Consider the following 13914-nt stretch of genomic DNA (forward strand, 5'->3'; position numbering starts at 1 on the left):
GTCTGCTTGCTGAGCTTCCCGTTTACGAGTTGCCAGCCATACAGTCCTCCCGATATGGGAGGAAACGTGAAAAATCACACCTCTGGCGGGAGTAGTCCCGGTCGGGCGGTGTTGATTTATGTTCTTTTATCTATTGGAGCTCTGTCAATGCAGAACCAAAGAATCCGTATCCGCCTGAAGGCTTTTGATCATCGCCTGATCGATCAATCCACTGCGGAAATCGTTGAAACTGCTAAGCGCACTGGCGCGCAGGTTCGCGGTCCTATCCCGCTGCCGACTCGCAAAGAGCGTTTCACCGTTCTGATCTCCCCGCACGTCAACAAAGACGCGCGTGATCAGTACGAGATCCGCACTCACAAGCGTCTGGTAGACATCGTTGAGCCGACTGACAAGACCGTAGACGCACTGATGCGTCTGGATCTGGCAGCTGGTGTAGACGTCCAGATCAGCCTGGGTTAATTACGGAAAGAGGTTGATAACAATGACAATCGGTCTTGTAGGTCGCAAAGTGGGTATGACTCGCATCTTCACTGAAGATGGCGTTTCTATCCCGGTGACTGTTATCGAAGTTGAAGCTAACCGTGTAACTCAGGTCAAATCTGTAGAAACCGACGGCTACAACGCTATTCAGGTTACCACTGGCGCCAAGAAAGCCAGCCGCGTAACCAAGCCGGAAGCTGGCCACTTCGCCAAAGCTGGTGTAGAAGCCGGTCGCGGTCTGTGGGAATTCCGCCTGAACAACGGTGAAACTTTCACTGTTGGTAGCGAGCTGAAAGTAGATCTTCTCGCTGACGTTAAGCTGGTAGACGTTACCGGCACATCCAAGGGTAAAGGTTTTGCCGGTACTGTTAAGCGCTGGAACTTCCGTACCCAGGATATGACCCACGGTAACTCCCTGTCCCACCGTGTACCTGGCTCCATCGGTCAAAACCAGACCCCGGGCCGTGTATTCAAGGGCAAGAAGATGGCTGGTCACATGGGTGCTGAGCGTGTAACGACTCAGAACCTGGAACTGGTTCGTGTTGACGCTGAACGCAACCTGCTGCTCATCAAAGGCGCAGTACCGGGTGCAACCAACGGCAACGTGATCGTCAAACCTGCCGTCAAAGCGTAACGTCTGAGGAGATAGTAATGGAATTGGTAATGAAAGACGCCAAGAGCGCTCTTGAAGTTTCCGAGACTACCTTCGGGCGCGAATTCAACGAAGCTCTGGTTCACCAGGTTGTCGTTGCATATGCCGCTGGTGCCCGTCAGGGTACTCGTGCGCAGCTGACTCGCTCTGAAGTGTCTGGTGGCGGCAAAAAGCCGTGGCGTCAGAAGGGTACTGGTCGTGCCCGTGCTGGCTCCATCCGTTCGCCCATCTGGCGTTCCGGTGGTGTGACCTTTGCTGCTAAGCCGCAAGATCACAGCCAGAAAGTAAACAAGAAGATGTACCGCGGCGCTATCCGTAGCATCCTGTCCGAGCTGGTACGTCAAGAGCGCCTGATCGTTGTTGAGAAGTTCGGCATCGAAGCGCCGAAGACCAAAGAACTGATCGCCAAGCTGAAAGAAATGGAACTGACTGACGTTCTGATCGTGACTGCTGAAGTCGATGAGAACCTGTTCCTGGCTGCTCGTAACCTGTACAAAGTTGACGTGCGTGACGTTGCCGGTATCGACCCGGTCAGCCTGATCGCTTTCGACAAGGTTCTGATGACTGCTGACGCAGTTAAGCAAATCGAGGAGATGCTGGCATGATCCGTGAAGAGCGTCTGCTGAAAGTTCTGAAGGCTCCGCACATCTCTGAAAAGAGCACCATGGTCGCAGAAAAGCAGAACACTATCGTGTTCAAAGTTGCTGTTGATGCCACCAAGGCGGAAGTCAAAGCTGCAGTTGCGAAACTGTTCGAGGTCGAAGTTGAGACCGTCCGTACCCTGAACATGAAGGGTAAGACCAAGCGCGCAGGTGCACGCGTAGGCCGTCGTTCCGATTGGAAAAAGGCTTATGTGACCCTGAAAGCTGGTCAGGACATCGACTTCATGGGCGCAGCCGAGTAAGAGGAGTTCTGAAAAATGGCAATCGTTAAGTGCAAGCCTACTTCTCCGGGCCGCCGCCACGTCGTCAAGATCGTCAACCAAGAGCTGTACAAGGGCAAGCCCTTCGCCGCTCTGCTGGACAGCAAAAGCAAGTCCGGTGGCCGTAACAACAACGGTCGTATCACCACTCGTCACATCGGTGGTGGTCACAAGCAACACTACCGTCTGATCGACTTCAAGCGCGACAAAGACGGCATTCCGGCCAAAGTTGAGCGTCTGGAATACGATCCTAACCGTACCGCAAACATCGCCCTGGTGCTGTATGCAGACGGTGAGCGTCGTTACATCCTGGCTCCGAAAGGCCTGAAAGCTGGTGATGCAATCGCCTCTGGTGCTGATGCTGCCATCAAGGTAGGTAACACCCTGCCGATGCGCAACATCCCGGTCGGTTCTACCGTTCACGCCGTAGAGATGAAGCCTGGTAAAGGTGCCCAGCTGGCTCGTTCCGCTGGTACTTTCATCCAGATCCTGGCTCGTGAAGGTAACTATGTAACTCTGCGTCTGCGTTCCGGCGAAGTACGTAAAGTTCTGGCCGAGTGCCGCGCTACCATCGGTGAAGTGGGTAACTCCGAGCACATGCTGCGTCAACTGGGTAAAGCCGGTGCTAACCGCTGGCGTGGTATTCGTCCGACCGTTCGCGGTATGGCGATGAACCCGGTTGATCACCCGCACGGTGGTGGTGAGGGTCGTAACAAGGGCATGCAGCCTGTGTCCCCATGGGGCCAGAAGGCTAAGGGCTTCAAGACCCGTAAGAACAAGCGTACCGACAAGTACATCGTACGTCGTCGTAACAAGTAATTGTTAACATAGAGGAATCACCATGCCACGTTCTCTCAAGAAGGGTCCATTTATCGACCTGCACTTGCTGAAGAAGGTAGAGAAAGCGGTGGAAAGCGGGGATAAAAAGCCGGTTAAGACCTGGTCCCGTCGTTCAATGATCATCCCGAACATGATCGGTTTGACCATCGCTGTCCATAATGGTCGTCAGCACGTTCCGGTTTTCGTTACCGAAGAAATGATCGGTCACAAACTGGGTGAATTCGCACCGACTCGTACTTATCGCGGCCATGCTGCTGATAAGAAGGCTAAGAAGCGCTAAGGGATAAATGATGGAAGCTATCGCTAAACACCGTTATGCCCGTACTTCTGCCCAGAAAGCTCGTCTGGTAGCCGATCAAGTACGTGGTCTGTCCGTAGACAAGGCTCTGAACATCCTGACCTTCAGCCCGAAAAAGGCTGCTGTTCTGGTGAAGAAAGTGCTGGAATCTGCCATTGCCAACGCTGAGCACAACGAAGGTGCCGATATCGACACCCTGCGTGTTGCCACCATCATGGTAGACGAAGGTCCCTCCATGAAGCGCATCCGCCCGCGTGCCAAAGGTCGCGCGGATCGTATCCTCAAGCGTACCGCTCACATCACTGTAGTGGTATCCGACGCTAAGGCTGGGAGATAAGCAATGGGTCAGAAAGTACATCCTAATGGCATTCGCCTGGGTATTACCAAGCCTTGGAATTCTACCTGGTTCGCGAACACCAAAGACTTCGCTGACAACCTGTACAGCGATTTCCAAGTACGCCAGTTCCTGACCAAGGAGCTGAAAAACGCTTCCTTGTCCAAGATCACCATCGAGCGTCCGGCCAAGAGCATCCGTGTGACCATTCACACCGCTCGTCCGGGTGTCGTGATCGGCAAGAAAGGCGAAGACGTTGAAAAACTGCGCAAAGCTGTAGCCGCAATCGCTGGCGTGCCTGCTCAGATCAACATTTCCGAAGTCCGCAAGCCGGAGCTGGATGGCAAACTGGTTGCCGACAGCATCACTTCCCAGCTGGAGCGTCGCGTAATGTTCCGTCGTGCTATGAAGCGCGCCGTACAGAACGCCATGCGCCTGGGTGCCAAGGGCATCAAAGTGGAAGTTTCCGGCCGTCTGGGCGGCGCTGAAATCGCGCGTACCGAATGGTACCGTGAAGGTCGTGTGCCCCTGCACACCCTGCGCGCCGACATCGACTACGCAACTTCTGAAGCCCACACCACTTACGGTGTGATCGGCGTTAAAGTTTGGATCTTCAAGGGCGAAGTTCTGGGCGGTCTGGCTGCAGTCAATGCTGCCGCTGCTCAAGAGCAAGCTCCTGCGAAGCCCAAGCGTGACAACAAGCGCCGCGCTGCCAAGTAAGGAGATTCGGTAAATGTTGCAACCTAAGCGTACTAAATTCCGCAAGACCCACAAGGGTCGTAACCGCGGTCTGGCCAATGCCGGTAACGAAGTATCCTTCGGTACCTTTGGCCTGAAGGCGACATCTCGTGGTCAACTGACTGCTCGTCAAATCGAAGCAGCCCGTCGTGCCATGACCCGTCACGTTAAGCGTCAAGGCAAGATCTGGATCCGTGTGTTCCCGGACAAGCCCATCACCGAAAAGCCCCTCGAAGTTCGTATGGGTAAAGGTAAGGGTAACGTGGAATACTGGGTTTGCCCGATCCAGCCTGGCAAGGTTCTGTACGAGATGGATGGTGTACCTGAGGCTCTGGCGCGTGAAGCGTTTGCCCTGGCCGCAGCTAAGCTGTCTGTTCAGACCACTTTCGTAATTAAGACGGTGATGTGATGAAAGCCCAAGATCTGCGTCAAAAGAGCGTCGAAGAACTGAACCAGGAGCTGCTGGGTCTGCTGCGTGAGCAATTCAACATGCGCATGCAAGCTTCCACCGGCCAGCTGGCTCAGACTCACACTCTGAAACAAGTGCGTCGTGACGTCGCACGTATCAAGACTGTACTGACTGAGAAGGCAGGTGCGTAATGACTGACAAGATCCGTACTCTGCAAGGTCGTGTAATTAGCGACAAGATGGACAAGTCCATCACCGTCGCTATCGAGCGCAAGGTAAAGCACCCGATCTACGGTAAGATCATCAAGCGCACTACCAAGCTGCACGTGCATGACGAGAACAACGAGTGCAAGGCTGGCGATCTCGTGGAAATCCGCGAGTGCCGCCCGCTGTCCAAGACCAAGTCCTGGACCCTGGTTGCTGTCGTAGAAAAGGCCTAATTCGGTACTTTTTAGCCCAAACGGCCCCCCATCGGGGCCGTTTGTTTTTTAGGCTACCTTTTCAAAAATAGCTGTGTTATAGTTTCGCGCCTTTTGAAGGCAGCCAGATCCCATCAGGGATAAGAAGTAAACAAAGCGGAGCACTAAGATGATCCAGATGCAAAGTATGCTGGGTGTTGCCGACAACTCCGGCGCTCGCAGTGTAATGTGTATTAAGGTTCTGGGTGGTTCGCACCGCCGTTATGCCGGCATCGGCGACATCATCAAGGTTTCCATCAAGGAAGCCATTCCTCGCGGTAAAGTGAAGAAAGGTGATGTGTATAACGCGGTGGTCGTACGCACCCGTAAAGGCGTTCGTCGTCCGGACGGCTCTGTCATCCGTTTCGACAACAATGCGGCTGTGTTGCTTAACAACAACCAACAGCCAATCGGTACTCGTATTTTTGGCCCGGTGACCCGTGAACTCCGTAACGAGAAGTTCATGAAGATTGTGTCCCTGGCACCCGAAGTACTGTAAGGAGTCGAACGATGGCAGCTAAAATCCGTCGCGAAGACGAAGTAATTGTTCTTACCGGCAAAGACAAGGGCAAGCGTGGCAAAGTCACTCAAGTCCTGATTGCAAAAGGTAAGGTAATCGTGGAAGGCATCAACCAGGTGAAGAAACACCAAAAGCCGGTACCCGCACTGGGTCAGGCTGGCGGCATCGTCACCAAAGAAGCCCCCATCGATGTATCTAACGTCGCGCTGTTCAACTCTGCCACTGGCAAGGCTGACCGCGTTGGTTTCCGGATTGAAGACGGCAAGAAAGTCCGTTTCTTCAAATCCACCGGCGAACTTGTGAAGTAATTGGAGTTTAACGATGGCGAAACTGCATGATTACTACAAATCCGATGTAGTAAATGAACTGTCCAAGCAGTTCGGTTACAAGACTATCATGCAAGTCCCTCGGATCGAGAAAATCACCCTGAACATGGGTGTTGGTGAAGCGATCTCTGACAAGAAGTTGCTGGAAAATGCTGCTGCCGATATGGCTGCCATTTCCGGTCAGAAGCCGCTGATCACCAAAGCACGCAAATCTGTTGCGGGCTTCAAGATTCGTGAAGGCTACCCGATAGGTTGTAAAGTAACCCTGCGTGGCGAGCGTATGTGGGAGTTCCTGGAACGGCTGATTTGCATCTCCGTACCGCGTATCCGTGACTTCCGTGGTCTGAACGCCAAGGCGTTCGATGGCCGTGGTAACTACTCCATGGGCGTGCGTGAGCAAATCATCTTCCCGGAAATCGACTATGACAAGGTCGATCGCGTCCGTGGTCTGGATATCACCATCACCACTTCCGCGAATACCGACGAAGAAGGCCGTGCTCTGCTGGCTGCCTTTAACTTCCCATTCCGCAAGTAAGGTTAGGGTTATGGCTAAAACATCCATGAAAGCACGTGAAGCAAAGCGTGCGAAGCTGGCAGCCAAGTTCGCGACCAAGCGTACCGAGCTGAAAGCTATCATCGTTGATATGAACGCTTCTGAAGAAGCGCGTTGGGATGCTGTCTTGCAACTGCAACAGCTGCCCCGTGATTCCAGTCCGTCCCGCCAGCGTAACCGTTGCAACATCACTGGTCGTCCGCACGGTTTCCTGCGGAAGTTTGGCCTCTCTCGCATCAAGGTGCGTGAGCATGCCATGAAGGGCGAAATTCCGGGCCTCAAAAAGGCCTCTTGGTAAGAATCTCGGGAGTTAGACTATGAGCATGCAAGATCCGATCGCGGATATGCTGACCCGCATCCGTAACGGTCAGGCGGCGAGCAAAGTTGCGGTTTCCATGCCTTCTTCCAAGCTGAAAGTGGCTATCGCCAAAGTGCTGAAAGAAGAAGGTTACATCGCTGGCTACAACGTAGCTGGTGACGTGAAACCGGAACTGGAAATCGAACTGAAGTATTTCCAGGGCAAGCCGGTTGTAGAACTGATCCAACGCGTGAGCCGTCCCGGCCTGCGTATTTACAAGCGCACTACTGATCTGCCGAAAGTCATGGGCGGTCTCGGTGTTGCTATCGTGTCCACGTCTAAAGGTGTGATGACCGACCGTGCTGCCCGCAAGGCAAGCATGGGTGGTGAGATCATCTGCTACGTCGCTTAATAGGAGGTCGGAAATGTCTCGCGTTGCTAAGGCACCCGTCACTATTCCTGCTGGCGTAGAGGTGACTCTGAACGGCCAAGAACTGTCCATCAAAGGTGGCAAGGGTTCCCTGGTTCGTTCCATCCACGCCGGTGTAGAAGTGACCAAAGAAGACAATGTACTGAAGTTCGCCCCGCGCGATGGCATCGCTGGTGCTGACGCTCAGGCCGGTACTGCCCGTGCATTGGTCAACAACATGGTAGTCGGTGTTACCCAAGGCTTCGAGCGCAAGCTGCAGCTGGTTGGTGTAGGTTACAAAGCCTCCATCAAGGGCAATGCTGTTGCGCTGGCACTGGGCTTCTCTCACCCGGTAGAGCATGCGCTGCCGGCTGGTGTCACCGCTGAATGTCCGTCCGCCACCGAGATCGTTCTGCGTGGTGTGGACAAGCAGCTGGTTGGCCAAGTCGCCGCCGATATCCGTGCTTACCGCGCTCCGGAGCCCTACAAGGGCAAGGGTGTACGCTATGCCAACGAGCAAGTGCGTACTAAAGAAGCTAAGAAGAAGTAAGGTAACACTATGGACAAGAAAGCAGCTCGTCTCCGTCGTGCTACTCGTGCTCGGAAAAAGATGCAGGAACTGGGAGCTACCCGTCTGGTTGTTCACCGTACCCCGCGTCATATCTATGCGCAGGTTATTGCAGCCAACGGTTCCGAAGTTCTGGCCTCTGCTTCCACAGTAGAGAAAGCCATCAGTGAAGCTCTGAAATACACCGGTAACGCAGATGCTGCTACCGCTGTAGGTAAGGCTATCGCTGAGCGTGCTATTGCCAAAGGCGTTCAGAACGTATCTTTCGATCGTTCCGGTTTCAAGTATCACGGTCGTGTAGCCGCTCTGGCTGCCGCTGCTCGTGACGCTGGTCTTCAGTTCTAAGCTAGGAGTCGAAGATGGCTAAAGTCGAATCTCAAGCCGGCGAACTGCAAGAAAAGCTCATTGCAGTAAACCGTGTTTCGAAAACTGTTAAAGGTGGTCGTATCATGTCCTTCACCGCGTTGACCGTGGTGGGTGATGGTAACGGCCGTGTAGGTTACGGTTACGGTAAGGCCCGTGAAGTTCCGGCCGCCATTCAAAAGGCGATGGAACAGGCTAAGCGTAACCTGAACAAGGTTGAGCTGAACAACGGCACCCTGCACCACCCGGTGCGTGGCGTTCACTCTGGTTCCACCGTGTTCATGAAGCCGGCCTCCCAAGGTACTGGTATCATTGCAGGCGGCGCCATGCGTGCCGTACTGGAAGTTGCCGGTATCCACAACGTGCTGGCCAAGACCTACGGTTCCACCAACCCAATCAACGTTGTTCGCGCAACTGTCGACGCTCTGGTTCACGGTCAATCACCGGAACAGATCGCGGCCAAGCGTGGTCTGCGCGTTGAAGAAATTCTGGGGTAATGCGACATGGCTAACACTGTAAAAGTAACTCAAACTCGCAGCTCTATCGGCCGTCTGCCAAAGCACAAGGCGACTCTGCGTGGTCTGGGTCTGCGTCGCATTGGTCACACCGTTGAGCTGGAAGATACTCCCTGCGTACGCGGCATGATCAACCAGGTTTATTACATGGTTAAGGTGGAGGGCTAAGCATGCGTCTGAATACTCTGTCTCCGGCCGCTGGCTCCAAGCGCGTCAAGCACCGTCCGGGCCGTGGTATCGGTTCTGGTCTGGGCAAGACCGGTGGTCGTGGTGTTAAAGGTCAAACCTCTCGTTCCGGTGGCGGCAAGGTCCGCAACGGTTTCGAAGGCGGCCAGATGCCTTTGAAAATCCGTCTGCCGAAGTTCGGTTTCTTCTCTCGCAAATCTTTGGTTTCTGCCGAAGTGCGCCTGAACGAAATCGCCCTGGTAGAAGGTGATGTGGTCGACGTGAGCACTCTGAAGCAAGCCGGTGTTATTACCAAAAACATCGTGTTCGCTAAAGTTGTTCTGTCTGGCAACATTGACCGTGCTGTGACCGTTCGTGGTCTGTCCGTCACCAAGGGTGCACGTGCAGCCATCGAGGCCGCTGGCGGTAAAATCGAGGAATAATCAGTACAATGGCTAAGAAACCAGGATTGGATGTTAAAGCACAAGGTGGTCTGAGCGAACTGAAGAGCCGTCTGCTCTTCGTTCTCGGGGCAATTATCGTGTTCCGTGCAGGCTCTTATGTGCCGATCCCTGGTATTGACGCCGCCGTACTGGCCGAGTTGTTCCAACAACAGAAGGGCACCATCATTGAGATGTTCAACATGTTCAGTGGTGGTGCACTCTCGCGTGCTTCTATTCTTGCACTGGGGATCATGCCGTACATTTCGGCGTCGATTATTATCCAGCTGCTGACTGTGGTTCACCCTGCTCTTGCTGAACTCAAGAAAGAAGGTGAATCCGGCCGTCGCAAGATTAGCCAATATACCCGTTGGGGCACGCTGGTTTTGGGAACGTTCCAGGCCATTGGTATTGCAACAGGTCTGCCGAATATGATGCAAGGACTCGTGACTCATCCGGGTTTGGGCTTCTATTTCACAGCCGTTGTGAGTCTGGTCACCGGTACCATGTTCTTGATGTGGTTGGGTGAACAGATTACCGAGCGTGGGATTGGTAATGGTATCTCGTTGATTATCTTCACAGGTATCGTCGCCGGTCTGCCTCATGCCATTGGCGCTACGGCCGAACAGGCACGTCAAGGGGAATTGCACATCCTGCTGTTGTTGTTGCTGGGCTTGATTGTTTTCGCTGTGACTTACTTTGTGGTGTTCGTGGAGCGTGGTCAGCGTCGTATCGTCGTTAACTATGCCAAGCGTCAACAAGGCCGCCAGGTATTCGCTGCGCAAAGCACACACCTGCCGTTGAAAGTGAATATGGCCGGTGTGATTCCTGCGATTTTCGCATCCAGCATCATCCTCTTCCCGGGTACCATTACCTCTTGGTTTGGTCAGGGCGAGGGCAAGATCGCTGACATTCTGCAACAGGTCTCTATGGTCCTGCAGCCGGGTCAGCCCTTGTACGAGATGCTCTATGCAGCAGCCATTATCTTCTTCTGCTTCTTCTATACCGCGCTGGTGTTCAACCCCCGCGAGACAGCAGATAACCTGAAGAAGAGTGGAGCCTTTATCCCGGGGATCCGCCCGGGCGAGCAGACAGCACGTTACATCGATAAGGTTATGACTCGCCTGACATTGGCAGGTGCGCTCTATATTACCTTTATCTGTCTGGTACCCCAGTTCCTGATGACTGCCTGGAACGTACAGTTCTACTTCGGTGGCACCTCGCTGCTGATTATCGTGGTAGTTATCATGGACTTCATGGCTCAGGTTCAGACCCATATGATGTCTCATCAATATGGCGACGTCCTGAGGAAGGCCAACCTGAAGGGCTACGGCCGCTAAAGGTCGGCGTAGTTACGGAGTTAAGCAATGAAAGTTCGTGCTTCCGTTAAGGCAATCTGCCGTAACTGCAAAATCATCAAGCGTCACGGTGTGGTGCGTGTGATTTGCAGCGAGCCAAAGCATAAACAGCGCCAAGGCTAATTTTTTACGGTTAGTACTTGCAACAAATAGTTGTGCTGGCTAATATAGCCAGCCAACTTTTGTTGTGTATTGGTTGACCGCCACGTATCCGCTCACGGGCTTTGTGGTGGTCGTTATCTACTATATGTAGGAGTGAATAGTGGCCCGTATCGCTGGCATTAACATTCCTGACCATAAACATGCAGTCATTGCGTTGACTGCTATTTATGGCGTCGGTCGTACCCGCTCCAAGGCCATCTGTGCCGCAGCCGGTATCGCTGAGAATGTGAAAATTAAAGACCTGGACGAAGCTCAGATCGAGAGTCTGCGTGAACAAGTAGGTAAATTCACCGTCGAAGGTGACCTGCGTCGTCAGATTTCCATGAACATCAAGCGATTGATGGATCTGGGTTGCTACCGTGGTTTGCGTCACCGTCGTAGCCTGCCTGTTCGTGGTCAACGTACCAAGACCAACGCTCGTACCCGTAAGGGTCCGCGCAAGGCTATCAAGAAGTAACGGGAAGGTAGAAAATGGCTAAAACTCCGACTCGTGCTCGCAAGCGCGTTAAAAAGCAAGTGAGCGACGGTATTGCGCACGTTCATGCATCTTTCAACAACACAATCGTGACCATTACTGACCGTCAGGGCAATGCTCTGTCTTGGGCTACCTCTGGTGGTTCCGGTTTCCGTGGTTCCCGTAAGTCCACTCCGTTTGCTGCCCAGGTAGCTGCTGAGCGTGCTGGTGAGATCGCCAAAGAATACGGCGTGAAGAACCTGGAAGTCATGGTCAAAGGTCCGGGTCCCGGTCGTGAGTCTTCCATCCGCGCTCTGAACGCGGCTGGTTTCCGCATCACTAACATTACTGATGTGACTCCGATCCCGCACAACGGTTGTCGTCCTCCCAAGAAGCGCCGCGTGTAACGCTGTAGCTACTTGGTCTAGGATTGTTGGAGAAAGAAGATGGCAAGATATATCGGTCCTAAGCTTAAGCTTAGCCGTCGTGAGGGCACCGACCTCTTCCTGAAGTCTGGTGTTCGTGCGATTGATTCTAAGTGCAAGATTGACACCGTTCCTGGTCAACACGGTGCGCGTAAAGCGCGTCTGTCCGACTACGGTGTGCAACTGCGCGAGAAACAAAAAGTACGTCGTATCTACGGCGTATTGGAAAAACAGTTCCGCAACTACTACCGCGACGCTGCCCGTCAAAAGGGTAACACCGGTGAAAACCTGTTGCAGCTGCTGGAAGGTCGTCTGGACAACGTCGTCTACCGCATGGGCTTCGGCGCCACTCGTGCTGAATCTCGTCAGCTGGTGAGCCACAAAGCCATCATGGTAAACGGCCGCGTTGTGAATGTTCCTTCTTTCCAGGTATCCCCTGAGGACGTGATCTGCGTTCGCGAGAAGGCTAAGAAGCAAGCGCGTATCAAAGCTTCCCTGGAAGTTGCTGGTCAGCGCGAGAAGCCGACTTGGGTAGAGGTTGACGCTGCTAAGATGGAAGGTGCCTTCAAGCGCCTGCCGGAGCGTTCCGACCTGTCTGCCGACATTAACGAACAGCTGATCGTCGAGCTTTACTCCAAGTAAAGCTAGCTTCTAAAGAGAGGACACAATGCTGGGTTCTGTAACAGATTTTCTTAAACCGCGGCTAGTTGACATCGAGCAAGTTAGCCCGACTCACGCGAAAGTGACTCTCGAGCCGCTTGAGCGTGGCTTTGGCCACACGCTGGGCAATGCCCTGCGTCGTATTTTGCTGTCATCTATGCCCGGTTGTGCGGTTACTGAAGTCGAGATCGACGGAGTACTGCACGAGTACAGCAGCAAAGAAGGTGTACAGGAAGACATTCTTGAAATCCTGCTCAACCTGAAAGGTATCGCTGTGAAGCTGGAAGGCAAGGACGAGGTAACTCTGTCCCTGACCAAGTCTGGAACAGGCCCCGTTACCGCTGGTGATATCACTCACGGTGATGAAGTCGAGATCGTAAACCCGGAGCACGTAATCTGCCACCTGACTGGTGCAAATGCTGAGATCAGCATGCGCCTGAAAGTTCAGCGCGGTCGTGGTTATGTGCCTGCTTCTGCTCGTGTTCACAACGATGATGAAGAGCGTCCCATCGGTCGCCTGCTGCTGGACTCCGCGTTCAGCCCCATCGTTCGCATTGCCTACAATGTCGAGGCGGCACGTGTGGAACAGCGCACCGACTTGGACAAGCTGGTTATCGACATGGAGACCAATGGTACTCTGGATCCGGAAGAAGCCATCCGTCGTTCCGCCACTATTCTGGCAGAGCAACTGGAAGCCTTCGTGGATCTGCGCGATGTCAGCGTGCCCGAGAAGAAAGAAGAGAAACCCGAGTTTGATCCGATTCTGCTGCGTCCTGTCGATGATTTGGAGCTGACAGTTCGTTCAGCGAACTGTCTGAAGGCAGAAGCTATCCACTATATTGGTGATCTGGTACAGCGTACCGAAGTTGAGTTGCTTAAGACTCCTAACCTCGGTAAGAAGTCCCTGACTGAGATCAAGGACGTGTTGGCCTCCCGTGGTCTGTCTCTTGGCATGCGCCTTGAGAACTGGCCGCCCGCCAGCATCGCTGACGAGTAATCCAGATTACGGGTTTCACAGATTTAGTTAGAAGGATAAGGTCATGCGCCATCGTTTGAGTGGTCGTCAACTGAACCGGAACAGCAGCCATCGTCAGGCTATGTTCCGCAACATGGCCAGCTCCCTGGTTCGTCATGAGATCATCAAGACGACTCTGCCTAAGGCAAAAGAGCTGCGTCGTGTAGTTGAACCGCTGATCACCCTTGCCAAGACTGATAGCGTTGCTAATCGTCGCCTGGCATTTGCCCGTACTCGCGATAACGCGATCGTGGCTAAGCTGTTCAATGAACTGGGCCCGCGCTACCTGGAGCGCGCCGGCGGTTATACTCGCATTCTGAAATGCGGTTTCCGTGCTGGCGACAACGCTCCTATGGCTTACATTGAGCTGGTAGACCGCCCGGCCGCTGCTGAAGCAGCTGCTGAGTGATAAAAGAAAAAGCCGGGCTTGTCCCGGCTTTTCTTTTAGTGGATTCTGATACTGCCTCTACTGCCTCTACTGCCTCTACTGCCTCTACTGCCTCTACTGCCTCTACTGCCTCTACTGCCTCTACTGCCTCTACTGCCTCTACTG

28 protein-coding genes are annotated in these 13914 nt (G+C 53.6%); all 28 read left to right on the forward strand.

The annotated features are described in order from the left end of the window. Positions 1–147: 147 nt before the first annotated feature. The 28 genes from rpsJ to rplQ all read left to right on the forward strand — a co-directional run bounded on the left by rpsJ (position 148) and on the right by rplQ (position 13770). Positions 148–459 carry a 30S ribosomal protein S10 gene (gene rpsJ / locus AB5Y51_RS07550; protein WP_005307944.1) on the forward strand — a complete coding sequence of 104 codons (312 nt, stop codon included), beginning with the start codon at positions 148–150 and terminating at the stop codon, positions 457–459. Between the two features lie 22 nt (positions 460–481). Beyond that, a complete protein-coding gene (gene rplC / locus AB5Y51_RS07555; RefSeq protein WP_010672559.1) occupies positions 482–1114 on the forward strand; it encodes a 50S ribosomal protein L3 in 633 nt (210 codons plus the stop codon). A gap of 17 nt (positions 1115–1131) precedes the next feature. After that, entirely contained in the window at positions 1132–1737 is a 606-nt protein-coding gene (gene rplD, locus AB5Y51_RS07560; RefSeq protein WP_005340616.1) for a 50S ribosomal protein L4, read from the forward strand. Then, positions 1737–2036, forward strand: a complete 300-nt coding sequence (gene rplW / locus AB5Y51_RS07565; RefSeq protein WP_342690021.1) for a 50S ribosomal protein L23 — start codon at positions 1737–1739, stop codon at positions 2034–2036. The genes rplD and rplW overlap by 1 nt, the downstream gene beginning before the upstream one ends. A 15-nt stretch (positions 2037–2051) precedes the next feature. Further along, complete coding sequence (rplB, locus tag AB5Y51_RS07570; RefSeq protein ID WP_010672560.1) at positions 2052–2873, forward strand: 50S ribosomal protein L2; 822 nt, start codon at positions 2052–2054, stop codon at positions 2871–2873. Between the two features lie 22 nt (positions 2874–2895). After that, complete coding sequence (gene rpsS, locus AB5Y51_RS07575; RefSeq protein ID WP_005307960.1) at positions 2896–3174, forward strand: 30S ribosomal protein S19; 279 nt, start codon at positions 2896–2898, stop codon at positions 3172–3174. Between the two features lie 10 nt (positions 3175–3184). After that, the gene (rplV, locus tag AB5Y51_RS07580; RefSeq protein WP_010672561.1) at positions 3185–3529 is read left to right on the forward strand and encodes a 50S ribosomal protein L22; all 345 of its coding nucleotides are present in this window, start codon (positions 3185–3187) and stop codon (positions 3527–3529) included. Positions 3530–3532: 3 nt separating this feature from the next. Next, the gene (rpsC, locus tag AB5Y51_RS07585; protein WP_005331168.1) at positions 3533–4246 is read left to right on the forward strand and encodes a 30S ribosomal protein S3; all 714 of its coding nucleotides are present in this window, start codon (positions 3533–3535) and stop codon (positions 4244–4246) included. A 13-nt stretch (positions 4247–4259) separates the two neighbouring features. Then, the gene (gene rplP, locus AB5Y51_RS07590; RefSeq protein WP_010672562.1) at positions 4260–4673 is read left to right on the forward strand and encodes a 50S ribosomal protein L16; all 414 of its coding nucleotides are present in this window, start codon (positions 4260–4262) and stop codon (positions 4671–4673) included. Next, entirely contained in the window at positions 4673–4864 is a 192-nt protein-coding gene (rpmC, locus tag AB5Y51_RS07595) for a 50S ribosomal protein L29 (RefSeq protein WP_005307965.1), read from the forward strand. Before rplP ends, rpmC begins: the two co-directional genes overlap by 1 nt. Next, positions 4864–5112, forward strand: a complete 249-nt coding sequence (rpsQ, locus tag AB5Y51_RS07600) for a 30S ribosomal protein S17 (protein WP_005307966.1) — start codon at positions 4864–4866, stop codon at positions 5110–5112. Before rpmC ends, rpsQ begins: the two co-directional genes overlap by 1 nt. A gap of 148 nt (positions 5113–5260) precedes the next feature. Continuing rightward, positions 5261–5629, forward strand: a complete 369-nt coding sequence (gene rplN, locus AB5Y51_RS07605; RefSeq protein ID WP_005307975.1) for a 50S ribosomal protein L14 — start codon at positions 5261–5263, stop codon at positions 5627–5629. Between the two features lie 11 nt (positions 5630–5640). Beyond that, positions 5641–5958: a 50S ribosomal protein L24 gene (gene rplX, locus AB5Y51_RS07610; protein ID WP_005307977.1), complete on the forward strand. Its 318-nt coding sequence runs from the start codon at positions 5641–5643 to the stop codon at positions 5956–5958. Between the two features lie 13 nt (positions 5959–5971). After that, positions 5972–6511, forward strand: coding sequence for a 50S ribosomal protein L5 (gene rplE, locus AB5Y51_RS07615; RefSeq protein WP_005331162.1), 540 nt, complete (start codon positions 5972–5974; stop codon positions 6509–6511). 10 nt (positions 6512–6521) lie between these two features. Further along, positions 6522–6827 carry a 30S ribosomal protein S14 gene (rpsN, locus tag AB5Y51_RS07620; RefSeq protein ID WP_005331161.1) on the forward strand — a complete coding sequence of 102 codons (306 nt, stop codon included), beginning with the start codon at positions 6522–6524 and terminating at the stop codon, positions 6825–6827. Between the two features lie 19 nt (positions 6828–6846). After that, positions 6847–7239 carry a 30S ribosomal protein S8 gene (rpsH, locus tag AB5Y51_RS07625; protein ID WP_010672564.1) on the forward strand — a complete coding sequence of 131 codons (393 nt, stop codon included), beginning with the start codon at positions 6847–6849 and terminating at the stop codon, positions 7237–7239. A gap of 13 nt (positions 7240–7252) precedes the next feature. Then, a complete protein-coding gene (gene rplF, locus AB5Y51_RS07630) occupies positions 7253–7786 on the forward strand; it encodes a 50S ribosomal protein L6 (protein ID WP_010672565.1) in 534 nt (177 codons plus the stop codon). Positions 7787–7795: 9 nt separating this feature from the next. Further along, positions 7796–8149, forward strand: a complete 354-nt coding sequence (gene rplR, locus AB5Y51_RS07635; RefSeq protein WP_010672566.1) for a 50S ribosomal protein L18 — start codon at positions 7796–7798, stop codon at positions 8147–8149. Positions 8150–8163: 14 nt separating this feature from the next. Continuing rightward, complete coding sequence (gene rpsE, locus AB5Y51_RS07640; protein ID WP_005340605.1) at positions 8164–8664, forward strand: 30S ribosomal protein S5; 501 nt, start codon at positions 8164–8166, stop codon at positions 8662–8664. A 6-nt stretch (positions 8665–8670) separates the two neighbouring features. After that, entirely contained in the window at positions 8671–8850 is a 180-nt protein-coding gene (gene rpmD, locus AB5Y51_RS07645; RefSeq protein WP_005307985.1) for a 50S ribosomal protein L30, read from the forward strand. Between the two features lie 2 nt (positions 8851–8852). Continuing rightward, positions 8853–9290, forward strand: coding sequence for a 50S ribosomal protein L15 (rplO, locus tag AB5Y51_RS07650; RefSeq protein WP_005307987.1), 438 nt, complete (start codon positions 8853–8855; stop codon positions 9288–9290). Between the two features lie 8 nt (positions 9291–9298). Further along, the gene (secY, locus tag AB5Y51_RS07655) at positions 9299–10627 is read left to right on the forward strand and encodes a preprotein translocase subunit SecY (protein ID WP_010672567.1); all 1329 of its coding nucleotides are present in this window, start codon (positions 9299–9301) and stop codon (positions 10625–10627) included. 27 nt (positions 10628–10654) lie between these two features. Beyond that, the gene (gene rpmJ, locus AB5Y51_RS07660; RefSeq protein ID WP_005319705.1) at positions 10655–10768 is read left to right on the forward strand and encodes a 50S ribosomal protein L36; all 114 of its coding nucleotides are present in this window, start codon (positions 10655–10657) and stop codon (positions 10766–10768) included. Between the two features lie 139 nt (positions 10769–10907). After that, positions 10908–11264 carry a 30S ribosomal protein S13 gene (rpsM, locus tag AB5Y51_RS07665; protein WP_005307991.1) on the forward strand — a complete coding sequence of 119 codons (357 nt, stop codon included), beginning with the start codon at positions 10908–10910 and terminating at the stop codon, positions 11262–11264. Between the two features lie 14 nt (positions 11265–11278). After that, a complete protein-coding gene (gene rpsK, locus AB5Y51_RS07670) occupies positions 11279–11668 on the forward strand; it encodes a 30S ribosomal protein S11 (protein WP_005319702.1) in 390 nt (129 codons plus the stop codon). A 39-nt stretch (positions 11669–11707) separates the two neighbouring features. Further along, entirely contained in the window at positions 11708–12328 is a 621-nt protein-coding gene (gene rpsD, locus AB5Y51_RS07675) for a 30S ribosomal protein S4 (protein ID WP_010672568.1), read from the forward strand. Positions 12329–12353: 25 nt separating this feature from the next. Continuing rightward, positions 12354–13343 (forward strand): DNA-directed RNA polymerase subunit alpha, encoded by a 990-nt coding sequence (rpoA, locus tag AB5Y51_RS07680; protein WP_005307997.1) that lies wholly within the window; start codon positions 12354–12356, stop codon positions 13341–13343. 43 nt (positions 13344–13386) lie between these two features. Next, on the forward strand, positions 13387–13770 hold the full coding sequence (gene rplQ / locus AB5Y51_RS07685; RefSeq protein WP_005307999.1) for a 50S ribosomal protein L17: 384 nt from the start codon (positions 13387–13389) through the stop codon (positions 13768–13770). Positions 13771–13914 lie beyond the last annotated feature (144 nt).

It is taken from the genome of Aeromonas sp. R7-1 (genome assembly GCF_040908115.1).
Taxonomy (GTDB): domain Bacteria; phylum Pseudomonadota; class Gammaproteobacteria; order Enterobacterales; family Aeromonadaceae; genus Aeromonas; species Aeromonas caviae.